Genomic DNA, 20,504 nt, shown 5'->3' with positions numbered 1-20,504 from the left:
CATGTAAAGGTTATGCGTGTGCGGTTTCTTCGACAAACAGAAGGGCTTTGTGGCACGCTTCGTAGAGTTGTTCCATGGTAAAGCAAGGTTCTTGATTTCCTATCTTAAAGGATGCTTTACTGGTTATATTGTGGTTCATATGCGTTGCAATATTTAAAAGCTCACCCAAAAATCCTTCATGAAAAAGAAGTGCGGTTTTAATCTCATCATCTAATTGGGTGTAGTTTAAAAATTCTAGCATTGAAATATTCAAATATGCATCAATTAAAGAGAGACTGCCTGTTAGAAACGCCTTATTGGCAAGTTCTGGCTTTTTACATGTCAGCATCAATTCTTCCATTACTTTGGCACGAAATTTGGCATTATTAAAGAGTTCTTCGCTAAAAGGGCGTTCATGTGCTGCTCCATAAAGAAAAAGTCCTAGCCATGAAAGAATTTTATGTGAGCCTAGAAGGGTGATCATTTGTGTAATTGACGTAATTTTTTGCTTGAAATGGTATGCCCCTGAATTGACATGGCGTAAAAGGTTATAAACAAGATCAGGGCAGGTTGAAAATTTATTTGAAATAAAAGCAATATCATCATTTTCTTGCATGCAATTAATCAGGTTAATAGCGCTAATGGTATTAGGTTCTATCTTTTGACCACTTAAAATAATAGGTTTTTCGAAAAAGTAGCCTTGAAACAAGTGAAAATCATAATTTAAACATGCTGTAAACTCTTCTTGCGTTTCAATTTTTTCAGCCAGTAAGGCAATTTTATACGGGGCTAATTTTTCAAGAGAACTGTGTAGATTGTGAAGACCAACAGCTTGAATATCCACTTTAATAGTATCAATATAAGGGAAAATAGGTGTATAGGCTTCAAGCATTGCTTCGCTGCAATCAAAATCATCCAATGAAAAGGTGTATCCTTTGGCATGAAGTTCTGCTATACGTTCAATGAGCGGTTGTGTTATAGCAGTGTATTCTAAAATTTCAAAGCCAAACTGCTCTTTAGGTAATAAAAGCAGGGCATCACTAAAGAGCATGGATTCATCAAGATTAATGTAACCTTTTTTTGTACCAATAATGGAAGGAAAGCCTATTGTATGAATAAGATTGACAATAACGCGTGCTGTGGCTTTGGCATTGTCTGTAAATTTTGCGCTGTTATTGACTTCACACGAACGGTATAAAAGTTCATACGCAAGGCATTCGCCCTCTTTGTTAAAAATAGGCTGTCTTCCAATATAGGTTTGCATGGATTCCCTTCACGAAAAGGTTTATGGTTTAAATTGAATGTTTATCATACCGCAAAATTTTTTATCTTTATAAAAATGAACCATATAGGTACGCTCTTGTTTATCAATGGCATAGGATTTCATCAATGCACTTGGTTCTATTTCAATGCCATCTTCACTGATAACCCCCTCTTTAGAATACCCAATAACATTGATTCGATAGCCTTGAATGGGTGCTATTTCAAAACTTTTATGGGTATAAATAAGAGAGCCAATTTTGGCACGTGCTTTTTCCCCATCAAGGAGCAGGTTGATTTCATCTAAAGAGTCATCAAACTCCATCATGTCGGCTTTAAGCGTAGAAATAAGCTTGTTGCCATTCATAATTTTATACTCATCTTTTTCTTTTAGAACGGCTACAAGGGGATTATCACTTTTGTAGTGAAACGTTTCTTTATTTATGGGAAAAAAACGTATGTATGGTTTAAGGTTTGAGAGCTCAAGCATAATTTTTGTAGGAGGAATTTCTAAGCTTCCAACATCTGCTAAAAGGGTTTGAATATTTGCTTCGCTGAGTTCAAAAGAGCGTGAAAATTCAATATTCATTTCATGCATAAATTTTTCAATAGTTTTGAGCTGGTAAAACACTTTGTGTGAAAGTTCAGTAATGTTCTTACTGGTTTCAATCGCAAAAGCAGGTTTGTTGTTTTTAATTGAAAAATAGGTAAGGCTTTGTTGCATCGCCTTATCTTTGTCTTTGGTATTAGTATTTTTGACGTTAAATTCATGCACATCTTCAATTAAATCAATATTGGTTTCTTGATTGACCTTTTGAGCAATGTGAGCTAAATTACCATATTTTGCATTGGGAATGGTTTGCTGATCAATAATCGTGGCTTGACCCCATGCTTTAGGATTGAAATTTTTATCAATGGTTTTGGTTCTGTAAAAGCCATGCCCATCATGAAGGTTAAGGGTTAAATCAACACGTGGGTCAAGAATAAGTTTTTTAATATCCGTGACGATTTCAAAATCTTTGTCCTTAGCATCAATCGTGGCAAATTTTCGGTTCATATCACCATAAATACCTCGTTTGTTTTGAACAATACTGTCAAAATTTACGTTAGGGACAATCCACAAGTTACCCCGTACAATGGTGTAATATTTGGCTAAGAGCATGGGTGCAAAATAGCCACCTGGCTCGTCCCCATGAATTCCTCCAATAACCAACAAGGTGCTTTCCTCTTTTTGACCACTCTCTTTTTGAATTAAAGAGTAGTGTAAATTGGCACCAAAGGCATAGGTTGAAAGCAGGAAAGACAAGGCGAGATAGCATTTTTTCATTCACACTCTTTTTAATTTAATTTTAAGGCTAAAGCTTAGCAAAAGGGAGATTAAATTTTACCAAAACTCCTAAGGCTTCGAAAGTTTTTTACATAAAAGTGTCACGAAATCTTCAAAGGGAGGAAGCCACAGTCTTCCTTCTCGTTGTTTGACTCCCCACATCGATTCTGGAAAATGTGAGTCATCTTCAAAGCGAGCCATAATGTGAATATGAAGATGAGGTACGTAATTTCCAAACAGAGCGATATTGATTTTTTTAGGACTATAATATGTTTTCATAACCTCTTCAACGCAGAGCATCGCATGAAGAAGGGCTTGTTGTGTTATAGGGTCACAGTCACTGAGTTCTTTATAGGCTTTGTGTGGAAAAATTTTGACCCATGGAATAGTAGCCTCTTCTTTCTCAATATAAAAAATCTCATTTTCGTAAAGTTTATTTGCCATCTACTGCTCCTTAAAACGGTTTTTGTAAGTACATTTTTGACACAAAATCTCAACAGCTTTATCCTCTTTAAATCCTTCGATGATGGCTCGTGTTCGAGGAGCATTTAAAATAGAATGCAATGAATGTTCCTGTAAATTTCCCAAAGAGATACACGCATCTTTATCCAAACAGCACGGTACAACACTGCCATTGGCAAGAATTCCAAAGTGTGAAGAAAGCCCTAAACAACGTCCCTGAGAAGCGTGGTCTGAAGATAAACTAGGCCATTCAAAGTAGTCATCAAAGTGCAAGCGTATTTTTTCTGCAAGTCTGATGGAGCGCATATTTTTTTCATACAGGGTGTTTACATGTAACGTACATTTAAAGTGCGTTTCAAGGTAAGCAAAAAGCTGTGTATTAAACGCTTCTTCACTGTGTGCTTCGTCTATATTCCATAAACGAAGGTTAATAAAAAGTTCTTTATTCCTTGCTATTTTAGCATCACAGAGGTTTACAACTGCGTCCATATAGGCATCAAAGGAGAGTGGCATTGTATTTTTATTAAAGCTATTGAGTGAAATATTTATTTGTTTAATTGCAGGATGCAATAAGGTTTCTAAAGAGTGGTTGTTTAAATAGTAGCCACTGGTTGTCAGCATCACTTTAAATCCATAATCATAGCTTTTATCCAAATACTTTTTCAGATGCGATAACGTCAGTGGGTCGCCCACAATATGATAAGCAATCTCTTTGGTATAAGGTTTTAGCTCGGTTAAAATATGTTCAAAAAATGCAAGCGACATGGTGTGCGTTGGTAAAGTTTTCGGTGGGCAAAAGCTGCATTTTAGCCCACAGATATTAGTGAGTTCAATATACACACGGTAAAATTTCATGCTCTTAGTAGTCGCTTTTCATCTCTTTGCCCTCAAGCATTGTTTCATCAAAAATCTTTACACAATTACGCCCTTGCTCTTTGGCGTTGTAAAGCGCAATATCTGCAAATTTAATGCATTTCCAGATAGAGTCTGAATGGTTTGGGAAAATAGATACACCTACGCTGAGCGTTTTATAAAAACTATTGCCATTGTTGGCTTGAATGGGAGTTTTCTCAAATTTTATGCGTATCTTATGCGCAATACTTTCAATCATACTCTTTTCACATTGATACAAAAGAACCAAAAACTCTTCTCCTCCAAAACGAAATGCCGTGTCCGCTTCTCGAATGCTCTCTTGTAAAATTTTAGAGAGTGCTTTAATGGCTTTATCGCCAACATCATGTCCGTAGGTGTCATTGACCATTTTAAAGTAGTCAATATCAATCATTAAAACCCCATAAACAATCCCATTGCGTTTGGCTTGAGCAAGCGCTTTTTCGATGTATTCGTCCAAATATTTACGGTTATAAAGACCTGTAAGTGCATCGGTAGTTGAGGAAATTTTTAAAATTTGCATCAAATCTTTACTTACCAACTCAGGGCGTGCCCCATCAATGTAGTTTTGAATTAAAGGCAGTTTTTCTTTAATACGCTCTAGCTCTTCTTTTGAAGAAGCCGTAGCACTTAAGAGCAGTTCAAATTCATCACTGATTACATAAGGAATGCAGACATAATGAGGGGCAACGTGTGCACAGGTTTCGCAAATGTGTTTAAACTGATCCGAATAGACTGATTGTTTGGTACGCAAAGCTCTGCATGTGGCATGGGGGCTTTTTTGGGTTTGCATGGCATCAAAAACAATGCGTGGGCTAATCGCGTGTTTGCCTGATTCAATCAGTGCAAAATCTTTGAGCTCAAAGGTATCCATTAAAATGGTTCCCATGCGATTGTAAACATCTTCTTTGGATTCATCAAATTCGATGGTGCGTTTAAATTGATAAATATCCGAGAGTTCATGCACAATCGTTTGTGCCTCAAGAAGCGGGTCGTGTTGATGCGAAGGGGCAACAAACAAAAATTTTCTAATCGTTGTTTCAATATCCATCAAAGAAGATTCAAGTTTTGCCAATAAAGAGTTGATCCAAAGCGCTACATTTTCACAATCTTTGTTCTTCCCCTCCACCCGAACCCTTCGGGTATAGTCTCCCATTTGTGCTTTATTCATAACGTAATTGATAGAATCAAAGAGCGCCATTAATGGTTTCATAGAGTGGTTAATACTCATAAACACAAAGAGCATAATGATGAGGGAAAATCCTAACACCACCAAAGAAGTAATAATACCATCAGTGCGTATCTCAGCAATATCAAACACCATACTCACAAGCCCTAAGACTTCACCCTCTTTGGCATTGTGACATGCCATACAGTTTGGCGTAGCATGCTCTTTGGCGACATAAGGCGCACTGACTCTTAGCTTTGCGCTTTGGGAAGACTCGATCACTTTTTTGTAAGAAGTACTTGTTTTTAACACCTCATGATCAATTTCATCACGAGGGGTTTCATTATTAAAGCCTTTACCAAACTGTTCAATGACAGAGGGGCTTCGCACAATCCATAAGGAGTCAATTCCTTTTGCTGAAGCAATTTTGTTTAAAAAAAACTCCCGCTGATCCATCGTTCCACTAAGCATATGCGCACTAAGACCATCTTGAACCAACTCTGCAATGACAGCAGCCTTTTCTTCAGCACCCTTAATCCAAAAGCTACGCATGGAGAGAATGTAAATAACCAATAAAAGCATAAATGAGATAAAAATCGTTCCAACAATAACCCATGAAAGCCTTTTTTGCATGCGCACATCCTTACATGTAAAAGATTTTAGATTACTCTACCGTCACGCTTTTGGCAAGATTGCGTGGCATATCGACATCGTTACCTAAACGAATGGAAATTTCAAGTGCTAGTAATTGGGTCATAAGCATCATCTCAAAAAATTCACCCATCATATGTGAATGCGCTTGTGTCTTAATAAAATCATCGGCTAATTCAAAAGGCTCTGGACTAATCACTAAGAGTGTTGAATCTCTAGCCCCTAGCTCCTCAACATTGCTTTTCATTTTGTCATATAAAAGATTTTTTGGCATGAGCGCAATAGTGAAAAGTTCGCTATCAGCAAGGGCAATGGGACCGTGTTTCATCTCTCCTGCAGGGTAGCCCTCTGCGTGTAAATAGCTAATCTCTTTAAGCTTCAATGCTCCTTCAAGGGCAAGAGGATAAAAAACATCACGGCCAATAAAGAAGAAACCATGCCCATGTAAATAGCGTTTGGAGAGGCGGCGAATTTTTTCATGTTTGGCTTCATTTACTTTTAAAACCAAAGGAATATGTAAAAGGGCTCGAATTTCACTTTTAAGAATCTCTTCATCAAGGGTGTTTTTAGCTGTTCCTACAAAAAGGCTTAAAAGCCACAAGGTGACCACTTGTGTGGCAAACGCTTTCGTACTTGCCACCCCTTTTTCAATGCCTGCACGTGTTAAAATGGTTGCATCAGCGGTTCGTACGATAGAAGAGTTATCGACGTTGCAAATCGCAAGGGTTGGCATACCGCTTTTTTTTGCCATTTTTAAGGCTTCAAGGGTATCGGCGGTTTCACCACTTTGTGAGATAACAATAAAAAGGGTTTTTGGATCTAACAAAGGCTCTTTGTAGCGAAATTCACTGGCAATTTCAACATTACAGCGAATTTTTGAGAGGCGTTCAAACATATAAGATGCACTCAAAGCGGCATGGTAGCTGGTACCACACGCACAAATTTTAATCGCATCGATTCTGCTAAAATCAAAACCACACAGTTCATCCAAAATAACTCTATTTTCTTTAATGCGCCCCATTAAAGTTTCACCAACCACCACGGACTGCTCGTAAATCTCTTTTTCCATAAAATAACGGTACCCATCTTTTTGGGCTGAGAGTTTATCGTGGATAAGGGGTTTGAAATCAAGCTGTTGTTGAACATGCTCTTTTAAAAGGGTGATGTCTTGATTCTTTGCCCAACCGTACTGAGCATCTTCTAGGTAAACCACCTCTTTTGCTAAACCAATAAGGGGTGCGTCTGAAGAGCTAAAATAGACCTCACCCTCACTGCTCTTTCCAAGCAGTAAAGGAACGGCATTTTTTGCAAAGAAGATAACATCGGGCTCTTTTTTGGTAATCAGTAAAATGGCATATGCCCCATGCAAGGAGGCAATGGTTTTTTCAAACGCTTTAAAACAATCTCCCAATTCTCTTACATTTTTTTCAAAAAGATGCACGGCAACTTCGGTATCGGTTTGGCTTAAAAATGTGATGCCATCTTTGAGAAGTTCGTCTTTAATCTCTTTGTAATTTTCAATAATTCCGTTGTGAATAATATAAGAAAATTGCCCCCAATGTGGATGCGCATTTGCTTCTGTGGGTTTACCGTGTGTTGCCCACCGTGTGTGCCCAATGCCAACACCAAAACCTGTAGAGCTAAAATTTTCAACCTTGTGGTCTAAATTGGAGAGCTTACCTGTGGCTTTAAAAGAGGTGATTTCGCCATCTTTTAGTACAGCAATACCTGCTGAGTCATACCCTCGATATTCAAGCTCTTTAAGCCCATCAATGAGAAAATCACGTTTTTCTTTTTTCCCGATATAGCCAACAATTCCACACATACCACTTGCCTTTTAATAAAAATAATCTAAAATACTGTCTTTATTGTTACATAAGCCCACTGTTTTTTCGATTAAAAGAAGGTTACGAGTTCTGTTTTTAATGGTCTGAATCTTTGCCATCGCAATATCAATGTTATATTCATCAAAAATACTCATCATGTAGGCCATCAATCCTTGCTGATTTTTCGTTTTAAGTTGCATTAAGGCATAAGATTTTGAGTGTTCAAAGTCTAGGGTGATTTCTCCTTTTAAAATGGTAGGTTTTTTGAGTGTGGCTCGTTTACTCATATCAAAGGAGTTTTCTAGCAGTTCTGTAATATAAGCAATGTCACTCTCTTGCACCTTTTCATTAAAGTCAATTTGGAAGTATTTTTTGTTGTCAAAAAGTTTATAAATATCCATTTGAACAAGGTCTAAGTAAGAGAGCTTTCCTAGAAGGTAGCCAATATTAAACGCTTTAGCACGAATCACTTGAATGCTTAAATGGTCTTCATTGTTGATGATATAGCGGTATGAATCGCTTAATGTCTCATCGGCTTCTTTGGCAATAAAAAGAATCTCAGGAAGTTTGAGCTTGAGAAAGAAAAAATTAGACTGAATGGAGAGAATTTTTTTCTGCAAACCTTTTGAAAGTGCTAAAAATTCGGGACTTTTTTTAAGACTATTCTCTTTGCGTAAGCGTTTGGTTGTCTCATCAATGAGCTCTTCTTTTTCAAACATCTCCATACTGTAGTGGTAAAATTCTCGCAATAATTTAGCAATAAAACCCGAATAAATATTGTCATTGACCGCACTCATATCCGCATAGGTGAGAATGTAGAGCAGTTTGAGCGCTTGAGGATTTTGCAATTTTGAGATAAAGGAGAGGACCACTTTTTCACTGTAAATATCTTCACGATAGGCTGTATTGCTCATAAGCGTATGGTACTTAATCAGTAAAACGCCCATTTCAATGGCTTTTTCAGAGAAATGCAATTTGGTAGCGTAGGCTTTAAAAATCTTTGCGCCTATTTCACTGTGGTCATCTTTTCTGCCTTTCCCACTGTCATGCAAGAAGGCAACCAGTTTTAGCATGGCACGTCCTTCTGGGCAGAGGTCATCAAAAAGCGCTTTAATAAAAGGCTCTTGTATATTTTCCAAATGGTAGAGGGTATGTAAAGAGTGAATATCCACAGGCAATTTATGGTAGCCATCAAATTGAGCGAGGTCTAAAATATGGCGAAAAGGCTTAATGAGTTGTGGTAAAAGAGAGGCCTCATAAAGCAGGCTAAAGAGGGTGTAGACATTGGGTTGAAAGAGAAGAGAGCGTATTTGTTTATAGGTTTTTGGGGTATTGTGCACTGGATAGATAGCATTTTTGATGTAATGCACATAGCTAATATCAAAACGCACCGCAGCATCATCAAAGTTCTGAAGTTGCTCTAATACCAGTGAAAGTTTAGGGTTGGGTTTTTTCAAAGACGCATATACAATATTATTGACACGGTAGAGACCTTTTTCAATACGCCCTTTTTTAAGCGCATTGAGACAAGGTGGATATAAAAACAGTGAGGCGGTAAGTTTGCGCATAAAAATTTTACATGTAACATCCACGGTGTGCATGGAGGCAAACGTACGAGAGGAGAGTTGCATATGGGCATTTTTCAATATTTTATCTTCAAAGCCTAGTTTTTTTGCGACATCAGGGATGTATTCGAGGTTTAAAATATCTTGTTTCTTCTTCGCACTTAAATGCAATGCAGAGCGTACACGGTAAAGAAATTCTAATGCACTGCGAAACTCTTTATACTCCTCTTCATTGATAATTTCAGGTACACGGTCTTTAATGCGGATGCTTCCAAATAGAATCTTACACATCCAAAAGAGCGTATGCGCATCTCTAAGCCCTCCTACGCCTTCTTTAATATTGGGCTCCATACTCATAGGATGTTTTGCTCTGCGTGCTTCATGCGCCGCAATAATTTGCCTGATAATCTCTTTTTTATCCCCTTTGTCGCCTTTTTGAATTTTCAGTAACTCACGCTCTGTTTCCATCCATAAAAGCTTTGAACCGCATAAAAAGCGAGACTCTAACATGGCAGTTTTAATGGTAAGGTCTTGATTGCTAGCACTTAGCAGTTCTTCAAGTTTATGGGTGCGATGCCCCAGTTTCATCCCTGCATCCCACGCCAAATAGAGCATGGATTGGATGAGGGGTTCTATGTTGTAGCCAGGAAGTGCTTTGTAAACGACCATAAGGTCAATGTCGGAGTAGACGCATAACTCCTCACGTCCATAGCTTCCCATGCCGACTAAAACCACAGGAATGGCATTGGCAAAGGGCATATAGTTACCAAAGTATTTGCGTAGGGTGTATTTGTAAATAATCATAATAAATTGGTCAATTTTTTTAGCATGTTTGACTAAGAAATCTTTGCCTTGATTTTCCACAAAAATCTCATTTAAAGAGCTTAAATAGGCTTTGATATGCTCTTTGATGACTTTAGATATTTCAAAATCACTGGCATTTTTTTCGATTAAATCTTCAATAATTTCTTCGATTTCCATCATTTTTCCTATTTTAATTGGAGTGCGTTATAATACACCAAAAGTGCTTTTGCCTTGCCCCTTTGTGTGATGAAGTTGTAAGCAGAAGTACAAAACATCTTTTACATGTAAAAAGGATATTTATGGTTCAAAAACCCTATTTAAGAGCATTTCCCAATAGTAAAGGCTATTTTGGAAAGTTTGGTGGAGCGTTCTTGCCACCCGAACTAGAAGAACAATTTAAAAAGATTGAAGAGGCGTATTTGACGATTGGTAATTCGCACAATTTTATCCGTGAACTGCGTGATATCCGCAAACACTATCAAGGCAGACCCACGCCTGTGTATTATGCCAAGCGTTTGAGTGAGTATGTGGGAGGTGCACGCATTTATCTTAAACGTGAAGATTTAAACCACACAGGAGCGCACAAGCTTAACCACTGTATGGGTGAAGCGCTTTTAGCCAAATATTTGGGTAAGAAAAAACTCATCGCTGAAACAGGAGCAGGGCAACACGGCGTGGCATTGGCAACGGCTGCGGCGTATTTTGGGCTAGAGTGTGAGATTCATATGGGTGAAGTGGACATCGCCAAAGAGCACCCCAATGTGGTGCGAATGAGAGTTTTGGGTGCGAAAGTCGTGCCTGTTAGTTTTGGAGCACGTACACTTAAAGAAGCAGTAGACTCAGCGTTTGAAGCGTATTTGAAAGACCCAGAAAATTCTATTTATTGTATCGGCTCCGTTGTAGGCCCTCATCCGTTTCCCAAAATGGTCAGGGATTTTCAAAGTGTTGTGGGCATTGAAGCCAGAGAGCAATTTTTGGAGATGACGGGTAACTTACCTGATAATCTCGTGGCATGTGTGGGTGGAGGAAGCAATGCAATGGGACTTTTCTCCGCTTTCATCGAAGATTCCTGCGAAATGTACGGCGTGGAACCTGGAGGTACTGGCACAAAACTAGGCGAACATGCGGCGAGCTTGACCTATGGAAGCGAGGGCATTTTGCATGGGTTTAACTCCATTATGCTCAAAAACGAAGCGGGTGAACCAGCCGCCGTTCACTCCATCGCCAGTGGACTAGACTACCCCTCTGTTGGGCCAGAACACGCTTATTTGAGTACTTCAGGACGCACGAAAGTTGGCATCGCCAATGATAAAGAGACCATTCAAGCCTTTTACGATTTGAGCCATTATGAGGGCATCATCCCAGCCTTAGAGAGTGCCCATGCAGTGGCATTTGCGATGAAGCTAGCCAAAGAAAAACCATACGAGTCTATTTTGGTGAATTTGAGCGGACGAGGCGATAAAGATATTGATTTTGTGGTGGAAAATTATAAGCCTGAGGATTATTTATAAAAATTACAAAGGGATTTGAAACTCAAATCCCTTTGTACATGTAAAGCTTAATAACTCATCGAACCTGCGTTTAAAAGTCCAATAGCACTAGAGATAAATGCCATCAAAATCCCCACTGAAATGTCACCATTGTCCATATGCTTTTCCACGGAAAATCTTCCACCTAAGCGTGTCATAATGAGTGCAAAAAGGAGTTGAACAAACATGGCAATGCCTGCCCATATAACAAAATCACCGTAAGAAATGGAATTGACCAATGCGCTATACAAAGGGATACATAAACCTACAATGGCTCCACCAAATCCTAACGCAGAAGCGGTGTTGTTTTGGGTGAAAATCATCTCATAATCATCATAGGGTGTGACTTTGGCATACAAGAAGAGAAACAGGATAAGAACACCTAAAGCGGTTACAAAAAAGAGGGTAAAAGAGAAAAATGCGCCGATAAACATGGTGTAGCCTTTTTGCATATTATAGCTAAGAACATTTAAGATGAGTAGCATTTTACTTTAACCTCTCTTTATAAAAAAAATGGCTAAAATCTTTCTTTATTTCTTATTGAAAGCACAGCATGACACTGATTGAAAAACTAGAAAACAATGAAAGACTGAGCCTTGAAGATGGCATTGCGCTGTATGATTTAGACCTTTTTACACTGGGTCAGTACGCCAATAAAAGAAGACGTGCGCTTCATGGCAACAAAGTCTTTTTTAATGTCAATCGACATATTAACCCCACCAATATCTGCAAAGACGTCTGTAAATTTTGCGCCTTTTCTGCCAATCGAAAAAATCCCAATCCTTACACTATGAGCCACGAAGAGATTTTAAGTGCGCTGGAAAACTCACTCAAACACAGTGCTATTACCGAGGTACACATCGTCTCAGCACACAACCCTGCAACAGGTTTAGAGTGGTATTTGGAAGTTTTCTCAAAAATTAAAGAGCGTTTTCCCTTTTTACATGTAAAGGCACTGACCGCTGCGGAGATTAACTTTTTAGCAACAGAGTATGGGCTGAGTTTTGATGAGGTCATTGAGAAGATGATAGAACACGGTGTGGATTCGATGCCAGGAGGCGGTGCGGAGATTTTTGATGAAGCGGTGCGTGAGTATATCTGTAAGGGCAAAGTGAGCTCAGAAGAGTGGTTGCACATACATGAATTGTGGCATAAAAGAGGCAAAGAGTCGAATGCTACCATGCTTTTTGGACATGTGGAAAAACGTGAACATCGTATCGACCATATGCTCAGGCTTCGTGATTTGCAAGATAAAACGGGTGGTTTTAATGCATTTATTCCATTGGTGTATCAACGAGACAATAACTATTTACATGTAAAAGATTTTTTAAGTTCCACGGAGATTTTAAAAACGTTTGCAATTAGCCGTTTGATGTTGGATAATATCGACCATATTAAAGCATATTGGGCGACATCAACCATCAATTTAGCCCTTGTCGCCATGGAGTATGGTGCGGATGATTTGGATGGAACCATTGAAGTTGAATCCATCCAATCCGCAGCAGGAGCTAAGAGTGCAAAAGGGCTTGGGTTACAGAGTATTTTGGAGCTCATTCAAACCAGTGGTTTTACCCCTGTAGAGCGTGATAGCCTCTACAATGAACGCAAAATATATTAACTTTTAAAAGGATAAGGCTTGGACTTTTTTAAACTGAAAGAACACGGTACCAACGTGAAAACGGAAGTAACCGCTGGGTTTACCATCTTCTTAACGATGATGTACATTGTGCCTGTAAATGCGATTATTATGAGCAAAACAGGCATGCCTATGGATGCGCTCATTACTGCAACGGCGCTCATTACAATTTTATCAACGGTTTTAAACGGGCTTTGGGCAAACACGCCTATTGCTATGAGTGTGGGCATGGGGCTTAATGCTTACTTTACCTTTGGATTGGTTTTGGGAATGAAAGTGCCATGGCAGACTGCTTTGGGTGTTGTTTTTCTCTCAGGTCTTTTGTTTGTCATTCTCTCTTTTACACAATTTCGTGTGTGGATTATGAAAAGTGTTCCCCAAGATTTAAGACGAGCGATTAGTGCGGGTATTGGAACATTTATTGCCTTTATTGGATTAAAAAGTATGGGAATGATTGTAGCAAATCCTGCTGTATTAGTTGGGGTGGGAAATTTTAAAGATCCTAATGTTTTATTAGGTGTTTTAGGACTTATTTTGGTTTTCGCTTTGTACTCATGGAAGCTTAAAGGAGCGTTTATTTTAGCGGTATTTTTCACCTCTATTGTGGGATGGGTTTTTGGTATCGGGGCGTATCCAACAGAATTTTTCTCAATGCCTTCCTCTATCTCACCTATTTTTATGCAACTTGATATTGTCTCTGCTTTTTCATTAGCGCTTTTACCTGTGATTATCACCTTCTTAATTACCGATTTGTTTGATTCCATTGGTACACTAGCAGGCGTTGGGTATCGTGCGGGTATTTTTAAAGACGATGGTAAAGAACTGCAAAAAACCTTAGAAGTCGATGCTGCTGCAACAGTCGCTGGTACTCTTTTTGGACTTTCAACAACGACAGCTTTTGTTGAAAGTGCGAGCGGTGTAGAAGAGGGTGGGCGTACTGGTTTAACGGCTGTGGCAACAGGACTCTTTTTTATCTTAACGCTGTTTATGATGCCTCTGTTTAAAGCCATTCCTGAAAATGCTATTTATCCTGTATTGGTTATGGTAGGGGTTTTGATGTTTAGTGAACTTTCCCATGTTAATTTTAAAGATACAGCGATTGCCGTTTCGACCTTTTTAATTGTGGTGATGATGCCCTTAACATTTTCGATTACGAATGGTTTAGCCTTTGGGCTTATCTCCTATTTGGTGATAAAATTGATTAAGAAAGAGTACAAAGATATTAATATTGGTATTGTATTTTTAGCAGCGATTAGTTTAATCGTATTTATCGTACAGGAAGGACATTAATTTGCGTTATTACAGTTATGAAGAATTTAAAGTTGATGTAAATCATTTAGCCAAGGAAATCAAGCCTTATGCGCCTGATGTTATTTTAGCGGTAGCCCGTGGAGGTATGACTTTAGGGCATTTCCTCTCAGAAGCGTTGGAGATGAGAGCTCTTTATTCTATCAACTCCATTCATTATGAAGAGACGCATAAGCTTGATACGATTAATATTTTTAATATTCCTGATCTTAGTAAAGCTAAACGTGTGGTAATTGTGGATGATATTATTGACAGTGGTGAAACGATGATTGAGATTAAACGTGTGTTGGGCGAAAAATACCCTGATGTTGAGCTCAAAGTTGCTTCGGTTTTTTATAAAGAAAAAGCACTTGTACGTCCTGATTTTGCTGCTCGTGAGGCAACAGAGTGGATTGAGTTTTTCTGGGATTTCCAGATTGATAAGTACAAATAACTTTCACGCTTTTTTTCTGAAACAACAGCGTCTCATTGTGTACGTTTGCACGATGCTGACGCTGTGCTCTTTATATGCTGCCCAACCCATTCAACCCCTTTTTGAAAATGAATTTAGTCTAAGCCGTTTTGAAGCAGTTATGTTTACAACGGTAATCATGTTGCCACTAGGCTTTGCACCTGTTTTTTACGGTTATATTTTGGAGACATTTTCGACAAAGCGCTTTTTGAGAAATGCTGTTTTACTTTTGGGACTTTTAGAGCTTTTATTTGGATGGAGCAATACATATCCTCTTTTGGTAGGAATTCGAGCCTTGCAAGGGCTTTTGATTCCTGCGATTTTAACCTCCCTTATGAGCTACATTGGTTTTATGGCACCTAAAGATAGGGTTCAGCAATCCATGGGATATTATATTGGAGCGACGATTTTAGGGGGATTTTTTGGGCGCTTATTTTCAGGGGCGATGAGTGATGTTTTTGGTTGGCGACCCTTTTTTATTGTTTTGGGGTTAGCACTTATTGTGATGTATGGGGCTTTGAGCTTTTTAAGCGAGGAGATAAAGGTTGATTTTGTAAAGCCAAAATTAGCACAAGTCATTGATGTGTGCAAAAATAAAACCTTTTTAACCATTTTTGTTTTAATGTTTTTTATCTTTTTTGTTTTTCAAGCGTTGTTAAATTTTCTCCCTTTTCAGTTACGCACATTTAGTTCTGATGTCAGTTATGGAAAAGTTGGTATGATGTATGCAGGGTATATTGTAGGCTTTATCATTTCTATTCGTATTTTGTCGATTATTCGTTTTTTTGGTAATGAAGTGAAAACAATTGGGATTGGTTTATTGATTTATCTTTTAGGTTTGCAACTGTTTCATATGAACAACTATACGATTATGTTTGCAGGAATGTTTGTCGTGTGTGCTGGATTTTTTATTATTCATTCGGTTGCTTCAGGACTTATTAGTAAACTAGCACAGGAAAAACGTGCTATTTCCAGTGGCCTTTATCTTTCCTTTTATTATTTAGGAGGAACCATTGGTACTTTTGCCCCTGGCGTCTTTTTTGAATATTTGGGGTGGAATAGCTTTGTTATTTTGCTTTCACTCTTTGCTGGTGCTATGTTTTTTCTACTTTTTAACTTGCACAAGTCATTGTCATAGTAAGGCTTTATTGGTTTACATGTAAAGCGGTATGTAGCGCACGAATCATTAAAATATAGCGTTCTATCGTACTAGCCATTTCTTGAAGTAGCTCAGAATTATGTGTTAGAGGATGCTCTAAACACTCTGCGTATTGTGCTAAAGTACAAAGGTCTTCCATCCCCAGTGTGGCACTCATCCCTTTTAAGGTATGGCACATACGTTTGATAGCAATGGTATCTTTTGCTAAAACTAAAGCTTCGTACTCTTGTTTAAAATAGGTATATTCAGTCGCAAAAATATTTAAGAGTTCATGGTAAAAGGAGCGTTTACCTCCTAGTGCTTCAAGTGCATAGTGTGTATGAATACCCTCTGCTTCAAAAATTTCATACGCCATATTTTCTTTAACAGTGTTATCTTGAATGGTTTTTAAAACAGCTAATTGATGTAAAACTGTGGAAGCTGTTTTGGGAAGGGATTTTTCAATAAAAGAGTATTCACTAAGTTCTAGTAGCGTTTCTAAAAGAATAGAGGAAGTAATAGGTTTTGAGAGAATTTTATAAGGTTTACGTGTTCCTAATTTTGAGAGCAATGCTTCCTTGTCATGCGTATGTGTCAGTAAAATGGAAGGAATTTTATTCCAAAATCGATGTTTAATGGTATGAAATAGATTTAAAGTCTCTGGTGTTTCACTGGAATAGCTCATAATAACCGCATTGACATGAAAGTGACTCTCTAAAAGGGTTAACGCCTCTTTGACATTTTTACATGTAATGCTAAGAACACCTAAGTCACTTAAAATTTGAGCAAGAATCTCAAGCGCTGTTTCATTGGTATCAACCAGTAAGATCCGCAAAGAAGAGAGTTTGGCTGATGGTTTTGGTAGAGTGATAGAGTGATCAAAAGGCAGGGGAATTTCAAACCAAAACGTACTTCCTTTTCCATAAACGCTTTCACACTGAATACTCCCACCCATCATTAACACCAACCCTTGTGCAATACTAAGCCCCAGCCCCACGCCCTCGTAATGACGTGTTGTGGACATATCCGCTTGCGAAAAGGCATTAAAAAGGTTCATTGCCTGATCACTTTGAATGCCTATGCCTGTATCTTTAATCTCAAAACGTACAATTTGTTTGCCATCTTCTTTTTGTAAAGCCTTGGCTTTTAAAAGAATTTCGCCTTTATTGGTAAATTTAACGGCATTGGAGAGAAGGTTAAATAGAACTTGTTTCAGTCGTTTGGGGTCGCCTCTATAGCGTTGTGCATGGGTATTGCTAAGGTCAATTAAAAAGTCTAGACCTTTTTGTTGCGCACGTAAACGAAAAAATTCACTGATGGAAAGTACCAACTTTTCTAATTGGAAAGGAACAGATTTTAGCTCCATACTGTTTGCTTCAATTTTAGAAAAATCAAGAATATCGTTAATAATATTCATTAAATGGTGTGCAGACTCGACCATTTTGGTAAGACAACGATGCTCTTTTTCAGGTAGTTTTTTGTGCACCAAAAGCTCCCCCATACCAATAATGGTGTTCATGGGTGTTTTCAACTCATGGCTCATATTGGCTAGAAATTGACTTTTGATTTGGTGGGCATCGGCTGTTTTTTGAATGGCAGTATTAAGCTCTTCCATTGTCCTTTGGAGTCGCTCATGTGAGCGTTTTGCTTTTTTTTCACCCAGTGTTCGTTTACGAAGTGCTCGTTTTAAGCGATAAAAAACAAAACCACATACCAAGACAAAGATTAAAAAAATCAAGCTCAATTTATTTTCATAGCTTCCATAGAACAGTGCAGCATGTATTTGTATTGGCATCATACAACCCAAGGTTGCAAAAAGCAGAAAGGCAAGGAGAAAAACCGATGTAAGCCATTTGCGCATAGTGTTCAAACCTTAAAAAAAGGTATCATGAGTTTATTAGGAACTCTCGTTAAAAAAAAGTATATCTCTATTTTCTTTAATGGGTTTTAAATGGTGTATTTTCACATAAGACTCTGTGAAGACTTAATTAAAAAACAACGCAAAAATTGCTACAATCATCCTTTACATGTAAAAGTAGCGTGCAAGGATAAGCATTATGGTTTTAATGATAGACAATTATGACAGTTTCACCTATAACATCGTGCAATATTGCCTGGAACTTGGTGCAGATTTAAAAGTCATTCGCAATGATGAACTGAGTGTTGAAGAGATAGAAGCGTTACACCCAGAAAAAATTATTATCTCTCCAGGTCCTGCGACGCCTAATGAAGCAGGGGTGAGTTTGGAAGTGATTAAACATTTTGGCGGGAAAATTCCTATTTTGGGTATTTGCTTAGGTCATCAAGCTATCGCTCAGGCCTATGGTGGAAAAGTTGTACGGGCACAACGTATGATGCATGGGAAAACCTCTACAACCAAACAGCTTCAAAACAGTTGCCTTTTTAATGGATTACCTGAATCCTTTACCACCACACGGTATCATTCACTTATTGTTGAGCAAGATAATCTTCCAGCATGTGTTATCCCTACAGCATATAGTACCGATGACCACGAAATTATGGCACTTCAAATCAAAGATCAACCCATTTATGGTGTGCAGTTTCACCCAGAATCCATTTTGAGTGAACACGGTCATGCTATTTTAAATAATTTTTTAAAACTATGAAAGAGAGACTTTATTTACTCTTTTTGCTACTTTTTAGTAGCACGCTTTTAGTCTATGAGACGCAAGTACTTTCCATTAGTTACGATGAAGCACAGATTTTTTTTAACGGTGACTCTTTGGTTCACTATGTGGCAGTTTTATCGACCAAACTCTTAGGGCAAAATGATTTGGCATTGCGCTTACCCTTTATTTTGTTTTATTTAGCCTCAATGCTCTTGCTCTATAAAATCAGTAAGCTCTTTTTAAAACAAAGAATTGACAGGTTTTTGAGTCTGAGTATTTATGCTCTTTTGCCAGGAGTCAACAGTATTGCTTTATTGGTTAATAGTAGTATCATTGTGGTATTTTTGAGTTTATTGTTCACCTACCTTTATCTTCAAGAACACAAAGTTCTTTCGCACCTTCTGTTGGTAGGAACACTTTTTATTGATAACTCTTTTGCAATTTTTTATGTAGCACTTTTTTGTTATGCACTCTTTAAGCAAAAAACGGACTTGCTTATTTTGACATTGGTCTTATTTGGAGCTTCGATGTATCTGTATGGATTTGATACTGGTGGAAAACCAAAAGGCTATTTTGTGGATACATTAGGTGTTTATGCAGCGATTTTCTCGCCATTTCTATTCATTTATTTTGTTTATTCTATGTATCGTATTTTGATCAAGGAAGAAAAAAATCTTTTATGGTATATCTCATTTTTTTCATTGGTAGTCTCTTTACTCCTTTCTTTGAGGCAACGCTTATTGCTAGAAGATTTTGCACCTTTTGTTGTCTTATCTATTCCTTTAATGGTCAAAGTCTTTTTTAACAGTTATCGTGTACGATTGCCAGAATTTCGTAAGTTACATACCGTGGTTTTTACATTTGTAATGTGTTCTCTTTTTATCAATACTATGGCAAGCTTTTTTCATAAACCACTTTATCTTCTTATGGATGATCCATCTAAACATTTTGCGGTGAATTATCATATTGCAAAAGAGTTGGCAGAAGAGCTTAAAAATAGGGGTATTAATAACGTTATCCTTCGTGATGATAAACTGGCGTTACGTTTGGAATTTTATGCCATCAAAAAAGGTGGAGATTATAAATTAACAAGTAAAAAAGAGATAGACGAAGGGTTTGAACAGATTGATATTGCCTATTATGGTAAAACTGTCAAAACATTCTATCTTTACCCTGTAGGATAAAAAAGAGGTGAGCGTGAAAAAAGCATTTACGATGATTGAGCTTGTATTCGTGATTGTTATCGTAGGCATTCTTTCTTATATGGTAGCCTCAAGCTTTGTACGCAATCCCCTTCGAGAAGCTGCCGACCAAGTGGTGAGTCACATAAGGTATACGCAACATTTAGCGATGCAGGATAATCATTTCAATAGTAATGATGCCAATTGGTTTCAAGGACGTTGGCAAATAAGATTTTTTCAAAATCTCTCATTCACAAATGTATTACCACCCATAAAAAATTATGATAATGAATGGGCTTATTCTATTTATTCGGACAGACCAAATTATACACATCTTCCTAACTTAACAGAATTAGCACGAAACCCTCTTAATCAAAATCAATATCTTAGTGGAGGATATAATAATACTTTACATGTAGAAGATGAACAATCTATGAAAGAAATGCGTTTAAAAACTCAATTTGGCATTCAAACTATCACATTTGCAGGCGGTTGTCGAGGTGGAATAACACATATTCAATTTGATGAAATAGGAAGACCATACAATAGTTATATCACAAATAACAATCCAGCTGGAGAGATTAATGTGGGATTCCCTCGTTTAATCATAAATCAATGCCGTATCACTTTGTCAGATGGGACTTTAAATATTGTCATTGCAATTGAACCAGAAACAGGTTATACACACATTTTATAGC

General features: G+C 37.8%; 17 protein-coding genes. 8 read left to right on the top strand and 9 right to left on the bottom strand.

All coding sequences use genetic code 11. The annotated features are described in order from the left end of the window. Nucleotides 1–10 precede the first annotated feature (10 nt). The 7 genes from SULBA_RS08755 to SULBA_RS08725 form a co-directional block, all read right to left on the bottom strand. Entirely contained in the window at nucleotides 11–1,243 is a 1,233-nt protein-coding gene (locus tag SULBA_RS08755; RefSeq protein WP_014769928.1) for an EAL and HDOD domain-containing protein, read from the bottom strand. Between the two features lie 21 nt (nucleotides 1,244–1,264). Continuing rightward, nucleotides 1,265–2,566: a M99 family carboxypeptidase catalytic domain-containing protein gene (locus tag SULBA_RS08750; RefSeq protein ID WP_014769927.1), complete on the bottom strand. Its 1,302-nt coding sequence runs from the start codon at nucleotides 2,564–2,566 to the stop codon at nucleotides 1,265–1,267. A gap of 69 nt (nucleotides 2,567–2,635) precedes the next feature. Next, a complete protein-coding gene (locus SULBA_RS08745) occupies nucleotides 2,636–3,010 on the bottom strand; it encodes an HIT family protein (RefSeq protein ID WP_014769926.1) in 375 nt (124 codons plus the stop codon). Beyond that, entirely contained in the window at nucleotides 3,011–3,883 is an 873-nt protein-coding gene (locus tag SULBA_RS08740; RefSeq protein WP_014769925.1) for a radical SAM/SPASM domain-containing protein, read from the bottom strand. It lies immediately after the preceding gene. Between the two features lie 4 nt (nucleotides 3,884–3,887). After that, nucleotides 3,888–5,720, bottom strand: a complete 1,833-nt coding sequence (locus tag SULBA_RS08735) for a GGDEF domain-containing protein (RefSeq protein WP_014769924.1) — start codon at nucleotides 5,718–5,720, stop codon at nucleotides 3,888–3,890. A 31-nt stretch (nucleotides 5,721–5,751) separates the two neighbouring features. Then, nucleotides 5,752–7,563 carry a glutamine--fructose-6-phosphate transaminase (isomerizing) gene (gene glmS, locus SULBA_RS08730; RefSeq protein WP_014769923.1) on the bottom strand — a complete coding sequence of 604 codons (1,812 nt, stop codon included), beginning with the start codon at nucleotides 7,561–7,563 and terminating at the stop codon, nucleotides 5,752–5,754. Nucleotides 7,564–7,575: 12 nt separating this feature from the next. Further along, entirely contained in the window at nucleotides 7,576–10,110 is a 2,535-nt protein-coding gene (locus tag SULBA_RS08725) for a [protein-PII] uridylyltransferase family protein (protein ID WP_014769922.1), read from the bottom strand. A gap of 122 nt (nucleotides 10,111–10,232) precedes the next feature. Between SULBA_RS08725 and trpB the strand changes: the two genes are divergently transcribed. Continuing rightward, entirely contained in the window at nucleotides 10,233–11,444 is a 1,212-nt protein-coding gene (trpB, locus tag SULBA_RS08720) for a tryptophan synthase subunit beta (RefSeq protein ID WP_014769921.1), read from the top strand. A gap of 47 nt (nucleotides 11,445–11,491) precedes the next feature. Here trpB and SULBA_RS08715 read toward each other — a convergent pair whose 3' ends face one another. After that, a complete protein-coding gene (locus SULBA_RS08715; protein WP_014769920.1) occupies nucleotides 11,492–11,947 on the bottom strand; it encodes a DUF350 domain-containing protein in 456 nt (151 codons plus the stop codon). A 68-nt stretch (nucleotides 11,948–12,015) separates the two neighbouring features. Here SULBA_RS08715 and mqnE point away from each other — a divergent pair, with 68 nt between their 5' ends. From mqnE to SULBA_RS08695, 4 genes are read left to right on the top strand one after another with little or no spacing between them, the layout of a single operon-like run. Further along, nucleotides 12,016–13,080: an aminofutalosine synthase MqnE gene (mqnE, locus tag SULBA_RS08710; RefSeq protein WP_014769919.1), complete on the top strand. Its 1,065-nt coding sequence runs from the start codon at nucleotides 12,016–12,018 to the stop codon at nucleotides 13,078–13,080. 18 nt (nucleotides 13,081–13,098) lie between these two features. Continuing rightward, nucleotides 13,099–14,388, top strand: coding sequence for an NCS2 family permease (locus SULBA_RS08705; RefSeq protein ID WP_014769918.1), 1,290 nt, complete (start codon nucleotides 13,099–13,101; stop codon nucleotides 14,386–14,388). 1 nt (nucleotide 14,389) lies between these two features. Continuing rightward, entirely contained in the window at nucleotides 14,390–14,839 is a 450-nt protein-coding gene (locus tag SULBA_RS08700) for a phosphoribosyltransferase (RefSeq protein ID WP_014769917.1), read from the top strand. A gap of 52 nt (nucleotides 14,840–14,891) precedes the next feature. Then, entirely contained in the window at nucleotides 14,892–15,995 is a 1,104-nt protein-coding gene (locus SULBA_RS08695) for an MFS transporter (RefSeq protein WP_245391403.1), read from the top strand. A 7-nt stretch (nucleotides 15,996–16,002) separates the two neighbouring features. Here SULBA_RS08695 and SULBA_RS08690 read toward each other — a convergent pair whose 3' ends face one another. Further along, nucleotides 16,003–17,856 carry an ATP-binding protein gene (locus SULBA_RS08690; RefSeq protein ID WP_014769915.1) on the bottom strand — a complete coding sequence of 618 codons (1,854 nt, stop codon included), beginning with the start codon at nucleotides 17,854–17,856 and terminating at the stop codon, nucleotides 16,003–16,005. Nucleotides 17,857–18,052: 196 nt separating this feature from the next. On the opposite strand from SULBA_RS08690, the gene SULBA_RS08685 reads away from it, so the two are divergent. From SULBA_RS08685 to SULBA_RS08675, 3 genes are read left to right on the top strand one after another with little or no spacing between them, the layout of a single operon-like run. Beyond that, nucleotides 18,053–18,622, top strand: a complete 570-nt coding sequence (locus tag SULBA_RS08685; protein WP_014769914.1) for an aminodeoxychorismate/anthranilate synthase component II — start codon at nucleotides 18,053–18,055, stop codon at nucleotides 18,620–18,622. Further along, nucleotides 18,619–19,809 carry a glycosyltransferase family 39 protein gene (locus SULBA_RS08680; RefSeq protein WP_014769913.1) on the top strand — a complete coding sequence of 397 codons (1,191 nt, stop codon included), beginning with the start codon at nucleotides 18,619–18,621 and terminating at the stop codon, nucleotides 19,807–19,809. Before SULBA_RS08685 ends, SULBA_RS08680 begins: the two co-directional genes overlap by 4 nt. A 13-nt stretch (nucleotides 19,810–19,822) precedes the next feature. After that, nucleotides 19,823–20,503: a pilus assembly FimT family protein gene (locus tag SULBA_RS08675; RefSeq protein WP_041671838.1), complete on the top strand. Its 681-nt coding sequence runs from the start codon at nucleotides 19,823–19,825 to the stop codon at nucleotides 20,501–20,503. The last annotated feature ends 1 nt before the right edge of the window (nucleotide 20,504 follow it).

Origin of the sequence: Sulfurospirillum barnesii SES-3 (assembly GCF_000265295.1) — a bacterium.
GTDB lineage: Bacteria > Campylobacterota > Campylobacteria > Campylobacterales > Sulfurospirillaceae > Sulfurospirillum > Sulfurospirillum barnesii.
This window is presented reverse-complemented; position numbering and strand designations above follow the sequence as displayed.